This window comes from Sinomicrobium halophytocola, assembly GCF_052983395.1.
In genome coordinates this window covers 93,152-108,432 of record NZ_JBRKIT010000021.1, presented here as the reverse complement: position 1 = coordinate 108,432, position 15,281 = coordinate 93,152, and the positions used below count along the sequence as shown (strand labels likewise).

Genomic DNA, 15,281 nt, shown 5'->3' with positions numbered 1-15,281 from the left:
TGTAGCGTCCTAAAAAAGCGTTACAGGATTAACAGGATTAAAAATACTAAATATCCCATCAAACGATCGTTTGATGGGATATTTTCTTTTTGTACGATTTTATTTTTACTTCATTTTGTTTGTGCATGTCTTCTGGCGTGTTCATAGCACATGACAGATGTGGTCTTTTTGCGTTGTAAATAGCGATACTTTGTTTCACGATTTGTTTCACGGTATTGATATCTAACTTTTGGATATCGATCAAGAACTCCTGCTTTAAAATACCATTGATACGTTCGGCAACAGCATTTTGATAAGGGTCATAGGATTCAGTCATACTGCATTTTATGTGGTTTTTCGCCAATATTTTCTGGTACTCTTTACTGCAATATTGAAAACCTCTGTCGGAATGATGTATTAATCGCTTTTTAGGGTAACTTCTGTTTTTAATAGCAAATTTTAATGCTTTAACAGAGCTATCTGTTTCCAAGGTATTGGATAGGGAGTATCCAACAATCTTTTTGGAATATGCATCTGTGATAAGCGATAAATACATGGGGTTTTGCCTGGTTCCTATATAGGTAATATCCGCTACCCATAGTTGTTCTGGTCTATCAATAACCTTATCTTCGATCAGGTTTTTATGCTTTTTGAAGCGATGGTGCGAGTTGGTGGTTATATGGTAACTTCGCTTGTGCTTTATCAACAAATGATTAGCCTTAAGTATAGCAAATAAACGATCCCTCCCTACGGACAGATCTTGTAAGGGGTCTTGTAAGATATGGTACAGCTTCCTTGTTCCAACCTTAGGAAGTTCCATACGGACCTCTTTGACCAGTTCGAGGACTTTTTCGGCCGTGGCTTGCCGTTTTTTTCTGGATGTAATTGCTCTGTAATACACCTGCCTGCTGACCCCAAGTAACTCACAGGTCGATGAGATACTTTCATCATAATATGCCCTAAACATATCGATTACTTGGGTTTGGAGTTTTTTCTGATAGGAATGTTATATTCTTTTTCAGCAAGCTCTATCATCATATCGAACAAAATAGCCTTTTTGTCTGCTCGTTCGGCGATATGCTCTGCACGGGCTTTCTGTTTTTCTAAGAGCTTTATTTTTTGCTCTAACTCGATGATTCGTTGTTCTGGACTCTTGGGCATGGGGTTATAACTTTGATTATCCCAATCAAAATTACCATATTTTTTCAACCAATCCACTATAGTCGATTTAGCCTGAATCCCATATTTGCTTAACGCTTGTGATCGGGTAAGCTCTCCGCGCTCTATTTCGCCCACTACTCGAAGTTTAAAAGACATCGTATAGTCTTTCTGTGTGCGCTTTACATAAGTCGTCTGTGGTTCTTTTTTCATTACACTTTCATTTTAGTGTAACGCTATTTCAGGACGAGACATTAAAGTGATTATAAAACCCGGGGATGAAACTCCGGGTTTTTTGTTTTTACAGATTAAGGAATGACGGTTTCTCGGTTATATATGCATTTTGTTCGTTGCTCCTGCGTTGGGAGTTTTAGAGTCATGAAGGGCGACTTGGAAAATGAAATTCAAAATATAGACGAAAAGAACATTAGAAGATAGAGGGAAGATAATACTCGTGTAAATGTAAAAAACAGAATTTTTAAGGTATAAAACATCATGATCGCTTAGAGATGACTTTTAACTATTAATCAGGGACGGTATCCAAAATTTTGTGGAATTCTCACATCTGGAAACCCGTAGCTTTTATGTTTGATCTAAAAAAACTATGAGCCAAAGACCTTTTTATTGTTCTTCACAAGTTCCCGGAGTTTTTCCGGTTCTTCTGTCTTGATTTTTAGCAGAAGCCTTTCCAGGTGGCGGGTGTTGTGAGCATCTGTACCAATAAAATCCAGCATGCCCTGTTTTAATAATTTGGCAGCAACCTTGTGTATTTCTTTGCCGTAATAGGCAGTAAGAGAAAGGAGGTTGAGTTGTAAAAGGCACCCTGCTTTTTTGAGCTTATGGTACATTTCGAAATTTTCATGGTAGAACATATAACGTTCCGGGTGAGCCAGCACGGGAGTGTATCCTGCCACCTGTAGGTCGAATAATATATCAAACAAGGATATAGGCGGATTTATATAAGACATTTCCACAAGGACGTAATTGTCCTTCAGACAGAGGATATCTCCTTTTTTTACCAATTCCCGGAAAGATTCGTCCATCAGGTATTCCGCAGCAGCATGGAAAGAAATATTGCTGTTTTTAAATATGGGAAGTACCTCCTCCTTTTTACGCAGAATGATTTCGGATGTGTTTGGCCACACGCCCTGGATAATGTGTGGTGTGGTGATTATCCGGGTAATTCCGAGATCCGTAAATCCGCGGGCCAGCTTTTTGGTGTCTTCAAGATCCCTTGCACCATCATCAATTCCCGGGAGTAAGTGAGAGTGTATATCTACATGATCTCCCTCAAATAAATCCTTTAGGTAAACCGTTTTCTTACGAGAAAATATCAACAAAATAGTGGTATTTATATTGCTTCAACAAAGATAAGGTAAAAGCCCGAGTCTCTATCCCCGGGGTATAGGGAAAATTGAGGTTTTCAGTATTGTCCGGGATTGTTCTTTTCTTCCGCAATCAGGAGTTTAAACGCAGTGTTAAGGGTGTTTTGAAGGCCATTAAATGTTTTCATGAGAATGAAGTTTATTCTTTCTCTAAAGATAAGAAAAAAAAGCCAAAAACTTACGGTTTTCCGCAGGATTTACCAACTGCCACTGGCACCACCGCCACCGCCCATTCCACCTCCGAATCCACCTCCGAATCCACCGCCACCGCCGAACCCTCCGGAAGATCCACCTCCGAATCCGCCCCTTCCCAGACTGCTGAGTATGATCATATCCATAAGATCGGGGCCGCGAAAACGTTTACCACCGCCTCCGCCTCCGCCACGGGAGTTTTTGGACAGGATAATAACAATAACAATGAATATGAAGAAAAGGAAAAATATACCGTTAACAGGAAAACCATCACCGGAGTCCTTGCGTTGAGGATCTCCTTTGTATTCCCCCATGAGAACCTGGAATATGGCATCCGTACCTCTGTCCAGTCCGCCATAATAATCACCTTCAATAAACCTGGGCTTCATTATGGTTTCAATAATACGCTTGGATAGGGCGTCTGTGAGCAGATGCTCAATGCCATAACCCGTCTGTATACTTATTTTCCGATCGTTTTCCGCGAGTAGTATCAATATACCGTTGTCTTTTCCCTTTTGTCCGATACCCCATTGGGTAAGCCAGTTGGCTCCCAGGTAGTTGATGTTCTCCCCGTTTGTAGAGGGGATGGTGATAATTACGATCTGTGTGGACGTACTGTCGGAATACCGGATGAGTTTTTGTTCCAACATATTCTTTTGCGAATCGGAGAAGAGCCCGGTATTGTCATACAGACTCGTTTGTTTCGTCGGTTTGTCCGGAATGTCAAACTGGGCTGTGGCCCATTGGGAAAAACACAGGAAAAAGAAAAGTAAATATGTAGGGATCGCTGTTTTTGTCTTCTGCATTACGTTTGGTAGGATTGCAACGTTTGTTTTCATGTTATTCAATGCCCTTTGGATATTTCGTCCGGAAGCTCGTTAATGTCATCGGTCAGCCACGGAAAATGTTGCTTTAACTGTTTTCCGGCCATAAGAATGCCATCTACCAGCCCTTGTTTATATCTCCCTTCCTTGAAATGCCCGGTAATGATATCTTTGGTGGTGTCCCAGAAATCGTCGGGAACCAATTCATTGATCCCTTTGTCCCCGTAGATGGCAAAAGCCCTGTCTTCCACGGCCACATAGATGATTACACCGTTGTTCAGTTTGGTATTGTCCATTTTCAGTTGATGGAACACCTGTATGGCTCTTTCATAAGGAGAGATCCCGGCTGTTTTTTCGATATGTACCCGGACTTCTCCCGAAGTATTGAGTTCTGCCTCCCGGATAGCTTCTACTATTTCCTGTTCTTCTTCGGTCGATAAAAAATCTTCTACTTTGGACATGACTGTGCGCTCTCGGATTATGCTGCTAAAAGTCGAAATCGACATCAGGAGCTTTTTCTGCTCCGGGGTCTGCTTTATAACGTGCCATTTCTTCAAAACTGAACCATCCGGCAAGGATTTTGTTTGGGAAGGTCTTTATGTGCTGGTTATATATGTTCACCGCCTGGTTATAGCGGTCCCGGGCTACATTGATGCGGTTTTCCGTGCCTTCCAATTGCGATTGAAGCTCCAGGAAATTCTGGTTGGCCTTGAGTTCCGGGTAACGTTCCACTGTAACCAGTAACCTGGAAAGCGCAGAAGACAACCCCGTTTGCGTCTGTTGGAATTGCGCGAGTTTTTCCGGAGTCAGGTTATTGGCATCTATAGTGGTGGATGTTGCTTTGGCCCTTGCTTCTATAACATCGGTCAGGGTATTCCTTTCAAAATCGGCAGCTCCTTGTACTGTTTTTACAAGATTACCTATGAGATCATTCCTTCGCTGATAGGCACTTTCCACATTAGACCAGGTGGTTTTGGCATCTTCCTGATGTCTCACCGCGTTGTTGTTGAAACCTACTGCCCAGCGGTACAGACCAAAAGCTATAACTACCAGTACGATAACCGGGATTAACCATTTTTTCATAGTGAGTGACGTTTGAAGTTGAAGATTATAATTGATCCTTGATTTTTAAAAGGACTGTTTTTATGTTCTCTAATTTACGAATAATCTCAAAATTAGAAAGTGTTTTGTGTTTTTCTTCCTTTAAATGGATTTTTGCACCCTCGAGCGTAAATCCGCGTTCTTTGACGAGATGGTAGATAAGCTGAAGATTTTTAATGTCTTCCGGGGTGAATTTACGGTTGCCTTTGGCGTTCTTTTTGGGTTGCAGTACGTCAAATTCCTTCTCCCAAAAGCGGATAAGGGAAGTGTTGACCTGAAAGGCACGGGCCACTTCTCCAATACTGTAATAGCGTTTTTCAGGAAGCTGTATATACATAGTACCGAAACGAGTTACATAATAAAAACCAGTCGAATTTTGGGGATCCAGGGATCCCAAAAGTGCCGACCGTTAATCGAGGGACTGGTTTTCCTGGGAAGCAACGTGCAGCAATTCTTCGTATTCTGCAGGGGTTAAACTTCCGTAATAGAAATTAAGAGGGTTTATCCTCTGTCCGTCCTTGAACACTTCATAATGCAGGTGAGGGGCTTCCGATCGTCCCGTACTGCCAACATAGCCTATAAGGTCTCCTCTTTTTACTTTTTGTCCTTTTCTTACATTGTATTTGCTAAGATGAGCATAGAGGCTCTCATAGCCAAAACCGTGCTCTACCCGGATGTGATTACCATATCCGGCCGCCCTGTTGTCCGATCTTTTTACCACGCCATCTCCCGTAGCGTACACCGGGGTGCCTCTGGGTGCCGAAAAGTCCATGCCCCAGTGCATTTTTCTGGCTTTGGTAAAAGGGTCTGTACGCCATCCGAAACCAGAAGCCATACGTTTCAGGTCCTTGTTGTTTACCGGTTGTATGGCCGGTATGGTGGCCAGAAGTTTTTCCTTACTCTCCGCAAGTTTGGTTATCTCGTCCAGGGACTTGGATTGTACCACCATTTGTTTTTGTAATATTTCAAGCCTCCTTGTGGTGTTTATAACGATCTTGGAATTGTCAAATCCTTCCAGGGCCTGGTACCTGTTGACCCCTCCGAAACCCGCTCTTCGCTGTTCTTCCGGGATGGGACTGGCTTCGAAGTAAAGGCGGTAAATATTATTATCCCTGTCCTCAATGTCTGTCAGCACTTTTTCCATTTGCTCCATCTTTTTGTTCATTATTTCAAACTGGAGCTCATATTGTTTTAGTTCTCTTGTGGTGGACAATTCTTTAGGAGTATTTACAAGGCCTGTATTCAAAAGGGTAAAAAGACCTATCGAGCCAAATAGGAATGCTGCTAGGAGGAAGACGAAAAAATTCCTGATTCTCTTCCCTTTTTTTACTTCGATTTTCCTGTACGAAAGTGTCTCCTGGTCGTAATAATATTTTACCTTCGACATAAATTAAAATATTCTATTTTTGCCCTGTGTATGCGGATCGGTATACCGGAAAATCCTTTTTGCTCAGGGTTGTATAACTACGTAACGGACAAATATAGAAATTGTTTTTGAGTTACCGCAATTTTTAGAAAAGGTTAAGATTTTGAAAAGGGGAAAACTTCCCGGAAACAGGAAAAAAATATTTTCTGTTACCTTTACGGCCCGTAAATAAAACAGTATAATCCCGATAATTATCGGGACCAAAAGGAAAATGATGACATCACAGGAAATAAGAAAACATTTTTTAGCATTTTTTGAAAAAAAACAACATACGATAGTACCGTCGGCCCCTATGGTGATTAAGGACGATCCTACCCTCATGTTTACCAATGCAGGGATGAACCAGTTCAAAGAGTATTTCCTGGGTAATAGAAAGCCTGTGGCACCGCGGGTTACGGACTCTCAAAAATGTCTTCGGGTAAGTGGTAAACACAACGACCTGGAAGAGGTCGGGAAAGATACCTACCATCATACCATGTTTGAAATGCTGGGGAACTGGAGTTTCGGGGATTATTTTAAAAAGGAAGCCATTGCCTGGGCCTGGGAATTGCTGACTGAAGAATTTAAAGTAGATAAAAACAGATTATACGTTACCTTTTTTGAAGGATCATCCGATGATGATCTGGCCGAGGACAGCGAGGCTTATAAGTTATGGGCCGATATTGTTCCCGAAGACCGGATCATACCCGGAAATAAAAAAGACAATTTCTGGGAAATGGGAGACCAGGGGCCTTGCGGGCCATGCTCGGAGATCCATATCGATATACGTACGGAAGAAGAGAGAGCTAAAGTTTCCGGGAGGGAACTTGTAAATAAAGACCATCCACAGGTCGTGGAGATATGGAACCTTGTATTTATGGAATTTAACCGTAAAGCAAATGGCTCCCTCGAAAAACTGCCTGCAAAACACGTTGATACCGGAATGGGATTCGAACGCCTGTGTATGGTACTGCAAGGGGTACAGAGCAACTACGACACCGATGTGTTTACCCCGCTCATCCGCGAGATCGAAGCCATAACCAATTCCGGGTACGGCAAAGAAGAGAAAATCGATATCGCCATCCGGGTTATTGCCGATCATGTCCGGGCAGTGGCTTTTGCCATTGCAGACGGGCAGTTGCCAAGCAATACAGGTGCGGGTTATGTAATACGCAGGATTTTAAGACGGGCCATTCGTTACGGATTTACTTTTCTGGATCAGAAAGAACCTTTCATATACAAGCTGGTAGATACATTGAGTAACCAGATGCATCAGGCATTTCCGGAGATAAAATCCCAAAAGAACCTTGTGGTCAATGTTATAAAAGAAGAAGAACAATCTTTTTTAAAGACACTCGATCAGGGGCTCGTTTTGCTGGAAACCATTATTTCCGCTTCAAAAGACAATCATGTTTCCGGGGCCAAAGCCTTTGAACTTTATGATACTTACGGTTTTCCCATAGACCTCACGGCACTTATACTCAGTGAAAAGGGCTACAGCCTGGACCAGGAGGGATTTGAAAAAGAACTGCAAAAACAAAAGGAACGTTCCAGGGCGGCAACCTCGGTGACTACGGGAGATTGGGTAGTGCTGGCTGAAGACGATGAAGAAGAGTTTGTCGGCTATGACACACTGGATGCCCGGGTAAAGATCACCCGTTACAGGGCAGTGAAAAGTAAAAAGGATGGGGAAATGTACCAGGTGGTGTTTAATCTCACCCCTTTTTATCCCGAGGGAGGTGGCCAGGTAGGCGATAAAGGATATATAGAATCTGCTGACGGTGATGTAGCTTATATTATAGATACGAAAAAGGAAAATAACCTTATCATACATTTTACCAAAAGTCTGCCACGTAATATAGAAGGTTTCTTTAAAGCGGTAGTTGATAAAAACCAGAGAAGAAGGACTTCTGCCAATCACTCGGCGACACACCTGCTTCACCAGGCATTGAGAAAAGTGCTAGGAGATCATGTAGAGCAAAAAGGATCTATGGTGCATAACGACCACCTTAGGTTTGACTTCTCCCATTTCAGTAAAGTAAGCCCGGAGGAGTTACAGGCCGTGGAAGATTTTGTAAATGCCAGAATAAGAGAGCAACTATCCCTGGAAGAAAAGAGGAATGTGCCCTATCAGCAGGCTATAGAAGAAGGAGCAACGGCGCTTTTCGGTGAAAAATACGGAGACACCGTAAGAGCCATTCGTTTCGGGGAGAGTATGGAATTGTGCGGAGGTACACATGTGCAGAACACGGCGGACATATGGCATTTTATCATTACCGGGGAAAGTGCCGTAGCGGCAGGTATACGTCGTATAGAAGCCATAACACTCGATGCCGCCAAAGAGTACTTCACCTCACAGACCGATACTTTCAGGGAAGTAAAGACAATATTGAAAAATGCTAAAGACCCGGTAAAGGCTATTGTTTCCCTCCAGGAAGAGAACAATACCCTGAAAAAACAGGTGGAATCACTTTTAAAAGCCAAAGCCAAAAACCTGAAAGGTGAACTTATAGATAAACTGGAAGAAGTAAACGGTGTCCGTTTTCTGGCTGCCCGTGTAGACCTGGACCCCAATGTAGTGAAAGATCTGGCTTTTGATATAGGGAAAGGACAAAAAGACCTTTTTGTGCTGTTTGCTGTAGAACACGAAGGTAAAGCCTTGCTGACATGCTACATATCCAAAGAACTCGCAGAAGAAAGATCTCTTAATGCCGGACAGGTGGTCCGGGAACTGGGAAAACTGATACAAGGCGGCGGCGGCGGACAAGCCTTCTTCGCGACAGCAGGAGGTAAGGACCCCGGCGGTATTCCGCAGGTACTCGAAAAGGCAAAGGAGTTTGTAAAATAGCAATAACCTGTTCCGGCCCTTTAGTGAGTATGCTTAAACCTATTAGGCAATGAAACTACAGACACAAATAACAATATTACCAGGAAACAGCCGTATAGATTACAACTCACGGCTGTTGCTACTTGGTTCGTGCTTTGTGGAGAATATAGGAGGCAAACTGGACTATTATAAATTTACTTGTTTGCAAAACCCCGTAGGAATATTGTTCCATCCTGCAGCAATCGAAAATTTCACGGAAAAGGTCAGGCACGGGGAGAGGTATACGACCGATACCATTTTCGAACATAACGGACGTTGGCATTGCTTTGATGCTCATTCGGATATGAGCGATATCTCTTCGGAAAAAGTGCTGTCCCGTATTAACGGGGCCATTAATGACACGGCGGAGTATCTTACAAATACCTCTCATGTCATCATTACTCTGGGGACGGCCTGGGGATATCGACTGAACGATACCGGAAGTCTTGTGGCCAACTGCCATAAGATGCCGCTACACAGGTTTACCAAAGAGCTCGCCCCGATAGAAGACGTAGAAAAAAATATTATCCGTATCCGGGAAAATATCCGTGCTGTCAATCCGGATATACAGTTTATTTTCACCATTTCTCCCGTACGGCATCTTAAAGATGGTTTTGTGGAAAACCAGCGTAGTAAGGCACATCTCATCACCGCCCTTCACCGTGTTGCAGAAGAAGGAACGTATTTTCCTTCCTATGAGATCATGATGGATGAACTCCGGGATTACCGGTTTTATGCCGAAGACATGTTGCATCCCAACCGGACAGCTATAGAATATATATGGGAGAAATTTGCATCCTCACACATATCTCCCGAAGCAATTCCGGTGATGAAAGAGGCAGATATTATTCAAAGAGGGCTTGCCCATAAACCCTTTGCGCCGGATTCCGATCAGCATCGAAAGTTTTTAAAAAAACTGGCCGAACGGATATCCGATGTTCAGGCAAAAATTCCGAATATTCGTTTTTAAGTAGTTCTTTCAGTCCGGAATTATAGATTATACTGTGTGTTTCTACAAACCCATTTCCATTGGTTAATCCTGTAACCCGTAGAAATCTTTTACAGCTTTATAATCCCGCAGATCGATTTGATTTTCAGTTTTTGCGGATTGTATGGATGAAGCCTCCGCAAAGATCACTTTGATTCTGGTAAAGTTTACTTCCGATCCGTAAGAACCGGAGCCATCGGGCTGCAGGGTTCTTATTGCCAGGGTATAAATACTGGGATCTGTAGAAGTCTGATAGATATAAAAACGGGTTTGATAACTGTTGTTGGAGCCCAATCCGGGGACGGAATACCATGCAGTGGAGTTCTCATTAGACGGGTTGTAATAGACCATTATAAGGCTGTTGTCTACAGTTTCCGTGGAGACGGATAGTTCCAGGGATAACAGATTTGTAAAGGTTTGTTCACCGAATTCGTAGAGAACTATATTAGCATTCCCGTCTTCTCCGCTAGGGCCTTGAGGTCCCTGTTCACCTTGTTCACCGTCTATGCCGTCAATGCCATCTTCGCCGTCAGAACATGCTGCCAGGCCAATACTCAAAAAAAATACGATACAATAAAAAAATCTCGTTTTCATGATTTTAGAGGTTTTATTCCGGTAAGTTTAATAAGGTACCGGATGGTTAATTATCAGGGTAAATGTATTTCCTTGAAAAATGAGAGGTAAGGGGAAATATCCGGTTTACATAAGGGGAATTTCCCCTTTTTCTCTTTTTAACTTACAAATTGTTTATATATGTAGTCTTTATTCCGTATTTGTATTTTAAAAATATATTAAAATATGTTTTTAAGTTTTTTAATGTAATCACTTTTGTGTATTGTGTTTTTAAATTGAAAGTTAAAACTAATATTTGCAATGTAATTAGAAACTAAAAAACATAATAGTTATGTGTGGAATATTAGCAGTGATAAACGCAACATACACCCAGGAGGGGACCGCTATAGAGAGAAAACCCGCGCTGGACACCGTATTGATAAAAGAAATGTCGAAGAGAATGGGGCATAGGGGACCGGATGAAAGTGATCTGCACCTTACGGAAAACGGACACATACTCAGCCATGAAAGACTTTCCATTATAGATCTCCATACGGGAAAACAACCTATACAGGGTACAGATAGTGCCTGGATGGTGCACAACGGGGAAATATACAACCATAAAGAACTGAGAGAAAACCAACTCAAAGGACATACTTTCAGAACGACTTCCGATTCTGAAGTGATCGTACATCTCTATGAGGAGTATGGTTACGATTTCTGTAACAAACTTGATGGTGTTTTTGCCTTTGTGGTTATCGATGGGGATGACTTTATAGCGGGAAGGGACCCGATAGGAGTAAAACCGTTGTATTATGGTACCGATGCGGAGGGGCGTATGTACTTCTCTTCGGAAATGAAAGTTATAGCCGATCAGTGTGTGGAATTTTTAGCATTTCCTCCGGGGCATTTTTACACTGCCAAAACGGGTTTTGTACGCTATTTCACACCAGAATGGTTTGATTATGAAACTGCCACTGAGGATTTGGATCTCGACAAGCTGAGAGAGAGTCTTATTGCAGCGACAAAAAAGCGTCTGATGAGTGACGTACCGCTCGGAGTATTGCTATCCGGGGGGCTGGATTCATCACTGACCTCTTCCATAGCCTGTAGGTTGCTGGAAGAAACAGGACAAAAGCTGCACTCTTTTTCCATAGGACTTGATGCTGATGCTCCCGATCTTGTTGCCGCCCGAAAAGTGGCCGATTACCTTGGTACGGAGCACCACGAAATATATTTTACCATAGAAGAGGGGATCAGGATACTGGAAAAACTGGTGTGGCACCTGGAAACTTATGATGTTACTTCCATCCGGGCATCCACCCCTATGTATTTTATGAGTAAAGCTATTACGGATATAGGCGTAAAAGTGGTATTGAGCGGGGAAGGTGCCGATGAGATATTCGGAGGTTATCTCTATTTCAGAAGCGCTCCTTCTGCCCAGGAATTCCAGAAAGAAACTATAGACCGGGTGCAAAAACTTTCTACGGCCGATTGTTTGCGTGCCGATAAGAGTACCATGGCCCACGGACTGGAGGCGAGGGTGCCGTTCCTGGACAAGTCTTTCCTGCAGACCGCTATGGAAATAATGCCCGAATTCAAACAGCCGAAAACCTATGACGGCGTGGAGAAATATATCCTGAGAAAAGCTTTTGATACGCCGGAACGGCCTTTCCTTCCGGATGAAGTGTTGTGGAGACAAAAAGAACAGTTCTCCGATGGTGTAGGATACAACTGGATCGATATGCTCATAGCACACTGCGCTTCCCGGGTTACCGATGCTGAATTGGCATCTGCCGCCGAAAAGTACCCGATCAACACGCCTGCTACTAAAGAAGCGTATTTCTACCGGGAGATTTTCCATAAGCATTTCCCTCAGGAAAGCGCGGCCCGAACGGTGAAGAAATGGATACCGAAATGGCAGGAAAACACCGATCCGAGTGGCCGGGCCAACGCTGCACACGTTAAAGCAGATGTCTCTATTGCCGTAGAGAAAGCTAAAGCCGCCTTATAAGAAGAGGAATATACCAACCAAACATATGGGAATTGCCCGGGGAGAAAGATCTTTCCGGGCAATTTATTTTAGATGGAAATAACTAAGAACTACCAACTAAAAAGCTCCATAACTTTTACGCTTTATTCCTAACCTGCAACTTCATATATCTTTATAAATCAGGTATTTTTCCCGGACTTTACGGAATGTCAGCAAATCTTTTTTCCAGCTTCTCCGGATTTCATCTTCCGTGATGCCCGTTTCAATTTGTTGTTGGAGAACTTGGCTTCCGGCCAATTTTGAAAAGAAATCAGTAAAGAATTCACCTTTATTTTCCGTATGGTTATAGGCCCGGATAAGCCATTGAAGCTCGATCCGGTCTAATCTTTTGCTTTTCGAAAGGTCTTCTCCGTAGCACATTTTTCCATTGTATTTGGGGCTTTTCGAACCGGAATTAGGTTTGGGTGTAAAACTAAACGGATAATCCTTTTGTGAAAGATAAGGAGAGCCGTAGACCTGGAACTGCTTATCCGTTCCCCGGCCTTCACTGATATTGGTACCTTCAAACAGGCAGGTACTCGGATATAAATTGATGGCCTGTACATTTGGTAAGTTCGGAGAAGGTTTTACCGGTAATTCGTATGACATATCTTTGGTATAATTAGCACAGGAAATTACCTGAACAGGACATTGTATGCCATTAGCAAGCCATTTTTCCCCGTTGATCATAAGCGCATATTCCCCGATGGTCATGCCGTGTGCAATGGGAATAGGATGCATACCCACGAAACTTTTGTATTTCGGGTCCAGAACAGGGCCATCTACAAAATGTCCGTTGGGATTCGGGCGATCCAGTACGATAACCTGTTTCCCGGTTTCTGCACATGCTTCCATTACATAATGAAGGGTGGAGATATAGGTGTAGAAGCGGACACCTACATCCTGAAGATCAAAAATAAGGATGTCAATATCCTTTAACTGCTCCTGTTTCGGCTTTTTGTTGTTACCGTAAAGGGAAATAACAGGCAGTCCCGTTTTCGGATCTTTACCGTCCTTAACCACCTCACCCGCATCCGCAGTACCCCGGAAACCATGTTCCGGAGCAAATACTTTTTGTACGTTTACATCCAGTTTCATCAGGCTATCCACCAGGTGGACGTATTCCGTTTTTTCCTCATCGCGGAAAATAATACTGGAGGGATTGGCTACAATACCTACACGTTTGTTCTCCAGGAGTGATAAATATGCTTCGGTCCGGTCGGCACCCGTTTCTATCCTCATTTTCGCAGGTGGTGTTTGTTCAGATTCATCGGTCCCTTCTGTCGGTTTGGAAGAGGCGTGGTTGCCACATGCCGTTGTCAGCAAGAAGAAAAGCAATATCCTGAGGGCGGACCATACTGGTGGATGACCAACTGTTGTAAACGGGCTAACCCGGAATCCAAGCAAATTCTTTAGTGTTTTTTTGCTGATGGGGTCCGAACCTTTCCCATAAGCTTTTTTTCTGACGTTGTAAATCAGGGTGTGTAAAGCCTTGCCTATAATTTCGTGGCAGAACCGTAATAAAAATGTATTTTTGAGGTTTGTAAACCAAAATGGCCCGTTGAATTTAGAGTTTTTCATAGCGAAACGCATTATTAAGTCCGAGGATTATAAAAGTAGTGTATCCGCACCAATTATAAAAATCGCCATTGCAGCCATAGCCATAGGAATAATCATGATGCTGGTGGCCATAGCTACCGGCGTGGGCTTACAGCATAAGATCCGGGAAAAAATTGCGGCTTTTAATGGCCATATACAAATATATAATTACGATAACAACGAGTCGGAAGTTTCCGTACATCCCGTATCTATCCACCAGGAATTTTATCCGGAGTTCCGCAATATCGACGGCATAACCCATGTTCAGGCAGTGGCCGCCAAGGCTGGGATCATCCGGCTGGAAAGCACTTTCGAAGGCATCATAGCCAAAGGAGCTGGCAAAGACTATAACTGGGAGCATTTCCGGGAATACCTGGTTAAGGGGGAATTACCGGACTACAGCGGTAAGCTGAACAACGAGGTACTCATATCCAGGTATCTTGCGGACAGGCTGCAACTGGATGTCGAGGATACGTTTTATACTTTCTTCCTGAAAGATAAGGAAAGTACCGTGCCCAATCAGCGAATATTCAAGATCACCGGTATTTACGACAGCGGTTTTCAGGAATTCGATGCTAAATACGTTGTAGTGGATATACGTCATATACAACGAATGAACGGATGGTCTGAAGATGAAATAGGGAATTTCGAAGTGTTTATAGACGATTTTGACGAGATAGAAGAAAAAGGCAACGAAGTATACGGAAAAACCCTGTCCACACTGGATTCCAAGACCGTACTGGATCAATACCCTTCCATTTTCGAGTGGTTGGGATTATTTGATTTTAATATAGCCCTGATAATAGGGATACTTATTATTGTAGGTGGTTTTAATATGATCACCGCCCTTCTCGTGCTCATACTGGAACGTACGCAGATGATCGGTATATTGAAAGCATTGGGGAGCGATGACTGGACGATCCGGAAAATATTCCTCTACAATGCAGCATACCTGATCACCATCGGGCTGTTCTGGGGGAATGTCATAGGTCTTGGCCTTTTACTGCTGCAAAAATATTTCGGTTTTGTAGTACTGGACCCGGAAACATATTATGTAACGGAAGTCCCGGTGTATATCAGTCCGGTATACATTATATTGCTCAATCTGGGCACCCTTCTTCTGTGTTTAACCATGTTACTCATACCTTCCTACATCATTACAAAGATAGTACCTGTCAGGGCCATGCGGTTCGATTGATA

General features: G+C 43.0%; 14 protein-coding genes. 4 read left to right on the top strand and 10 right to left on the bottom strand.

Annotation, left to right across the window (positions count from 1 at the left end; all coding sequences use genetic code 11):
* Positions 1-58: 58 nt before the first annotated feature.
* From ACVBDY_RS07200 to ACVBDY_RS07165, 8 genes are all read right to left on the bottom strand, one after another.
* Entirely contained in the window at positions 59-946 is an 888-nt protein-coding gene (locus ACVBDY_RS07200) for an IS3 family transposase (protein ID WP_447173799.1), read from the bottom strand.
* Between the two features lie 5 nt (positions 947-951).
* Entirely contained in the window at positions 952-1,350 is a 399-nt protein-coding gene (locus tag ACVBDY_RS07195) for a hypothetical protein (protein ID WP_447173800.1), read from the bottom strand.
* A 389-nt stretch (positions 1,351-1,739) separates the two neighbouring features.
* On the bottom strand, positions 1,740-2,477 hold the full coding sequence (locus ACVBDY_RS07190) for a tyrosine-protein phosphatase (protein ID WP_447174787.1): 738 nt from the start codon (positions 2,475-2,477) through the stop codon (positions 1,740-1,742).
* 242 nt (positions 2,478-2,719) lie between these two features.
* On the bottom strand, positions 2,720-3,520 hold the full coding sequence (locus ACVBDY_RS07185; protein WP_447174786.1) for a TPM domain-containing protein: 801 nt from the start codon (positions 3,518-3,520) through the stop codon (positions 2,720-2,722).
* Positions 3,521-3,558: 38 nt separating this feature from the next.
* Positions 3,559-3,999 carry a TPM domain-containing protein gene (locus ACVBDY_RS07180; RefSeq protein WP_447174785.1) on the bottom strand — a complete coding sequence of 147 codons (441 nt, stop codon included), beginning with the start codon at positions 3,997-3,999 and terminating at the stop codon, positions 3,559-3,561.
* A gap of 25 nt (positions 4,000-4,024) precedes the next feature.
* Positions 4,025-4,621 carry a LemA family protein gene (locus ACVBDY_RS07175; RefSeq protein ID WP_447174784.1) on the bottom strand — a complete coding sequence of 199 codons (597 nt, stop codon included), beginning with the start codon at positions 4,619-4,621 and terminating at the stop codon, positions 4,025-4,027.
* Between the two features lie 25 nt (positions 4,622-4,646).
* Positions 4,647-4,976, bottom strand: coding sequence for a MerR family transcriptional regulator (locus tag ACVBDY_RS07170; protein WP_123217897.1), 330 nt, complete (start codon positions 4,974-4,976; stop codon positions 4,647-4,649).
* 72 nt (positions 4,977-5,048) lie between these two features.
* Positions 5,049-6,026 carry a M23 family metallopeptidase gene (locus ACVBDY_RS07165; RefSeq protein WP_447174783.1) on the bottom strand — a complete coding sequence of 326 codons (978 nt, stop codon included), beginning with the start codon at positions 6,024-6,026 and terminating at the stop codon, positions 5,049-5,051.
* 253 nt (positions 6,027-6,279) lie between these two features.
* Here ACVBDY_RS07165 and alaS point away from each other — a divergent pair, with 253 nt between their 5' ends.
* Positions 6,280-8,892 (top strand): alanine--tRNA ligase, encoded by a 2,613-nt coding sequence (gene alaS, locus ACVBDY_RS07160; RefSeq protein ID WP_447174790.1) that lies wholly within the window; start codon positions 6,280-6,282, stop codon positions 8,890-8,892.
* 49 nt (positions 8,893-8,941) lie between these two features.
* Positions 8,942-9,880, top strand: a complete 939-nt coding sequence (locus ACVBDY_RS07155; RefSeq protein WP_447174782.1) for a GSCFA domain-containing protein — start codon at positions 8,942-8,944, stop codon at positions 9,878-9,880.
* Between the two features lie 63 nt (positions 9,881-9,943).
* Here the strand turns inward: ACVBDY_RS07155 and ACVBDY_RS07150 are convergent, their stop codons facing one another.
* Positions 9,944-10,492: a hypothetical protein gene (locus tag ACVBDY_RS07150; RefSeq protein WP_447174781.1), complete on the bottom strand. Its 549-nt coding sequence runs from the start codon at positions 10,490-10,492 to the stop codon at positions 9,944-9,946.
* Between the two features lie 310 nt (positions 10,493-10,802).
* Here ACVBDY_RS07150 and asnB point away from each other — a divergent pair, with 310 nt between their 5' ends.
* The gene (gene asnB, locus ACVBDY_RS07145; RefSeq protein WP_447174780.1) at positions 10,803-12,464 is read left to right on the top strand and encodes an asparagine synthase B; all 1,662 of its coding nucleotides are present in this window, start codon (positions 10,803-10,805) and stop codon (positions 12,462-12,464) included.
* Positions 12,465-12,605: 141 nt separating this feature from the next.
* Here the strand turns inward: asnB and ACVBDY_RS07140 are convergent, their stop codons facing one another.
* Entirely contained in the window at positions 12,606-14,063 is a 1,458-nt protein-coding gene (locus tag ACVBDY_RS07140; RefSeq protein WP_447174779.1) for an exo-beta-N-acetylmuramidase NamZ family protein, read from the bottom strand.
* On the opposite strand from ACVBDY_RS07140, the gene ACVBDY_RS07135 reads away from it, so the two are divergent.
* Positions 14,044-15,279, top strand: a complete 1,236-nt coding sequence (locus ACVBDY_RS07135; protein WP_447174778.1) for an ABC transporter permease — start codon at positions 14,044-14,046, stop codon at positions 15,277-15,279. The two genes, ACVBDY_RS07140 and ACVBDY_RS07135, sit on opposite strands and share 20 nt — an antisense overlap.
* Positions 15,280-15,281 lie beyond the last annotated feature (2 nt).

Coding starts and splice junctions, on each gene's coding strand:
- ACVBDY_RS07200 (WP_447173799.1), bottom strand. CDS start 946: ATGTTTAGGGCATATTATGATGAAAGTATCTCATCGACCTGTGAGTTA.
- ACVBDY_RS07170 (WP_123217897.1), bottom strand. CDS start 4,976: ATGTATATACAGCTTCCTGAAAAACGCTATTACAGTATTGGAGAAGTG.
- ACVBDY_RS07150 (WP_447174781.1), bottom strand. CDS start 10,492: ATGAAAACGAGATTTTTTTATTGTATCGTATTTTTTTTGAGTATTGGC.
- asnB (WP_447174780.1), top strand. CDS start 10,803: ATGTGTGGAATATTAGCAGTGATAAACGCAACATACACCCAGGAGGGG.
- ACVBDY_RS07195 (WP_447173800.1), bottom strand. CDS start 1,350: ATGAAAAAAGAACCACAGACGACTTATGTAAAGCGCACACAGAAAGAC.
- ACVBDY_RS07140 (WP_447174779.1), bottom strand. CDS start 14,063: ATGAAAAACTCTAAATTCAACGGGCCATTTTGGTTTACAAACCTCAAA.
- ACVBDY_RS07185 (WP_447174786.1), bottom strand. CDS start 3,520: ATGCAGAAGACAAAAACAGCGATCCCTACATATTTACTTTTCTTTTTC.
- ACVBDY_RS07155 (WP_447174782.1), top strand. CDS start 8,942: ATGAAACTACAGACACAAATAACAATATTACCAGGAAACAGCCGTATA.
- ACVBDY_RS07165 (WP_447174783.1), bottom strand. CDS start 6,026: ATGTCGAAGGTAAAATATTATTACGACCAGGAGACACTTTCGTACAGG.
- ACVBDY_RS07180 (WP_447174785.1), bottom strand. CDS start 3,999: ATGTCCAAAGTAGAAGATTTTTTATCGACCGAAGAAGAACAGGAAATA.
- alaS (WP_447174790.1), top strand. CDS start 6,280: ATGACATCACAGGAAATAAGAAAACATTTTTTAGCATTTTTTGAAAAA.
- ACVBDY_RS07175 (WP_447174784.1), bottom strand. CDS start 4,621: ATGAAAAAATGGTTAATCCCGGTTATCGTACTGGTAGTTATAGCTTTT.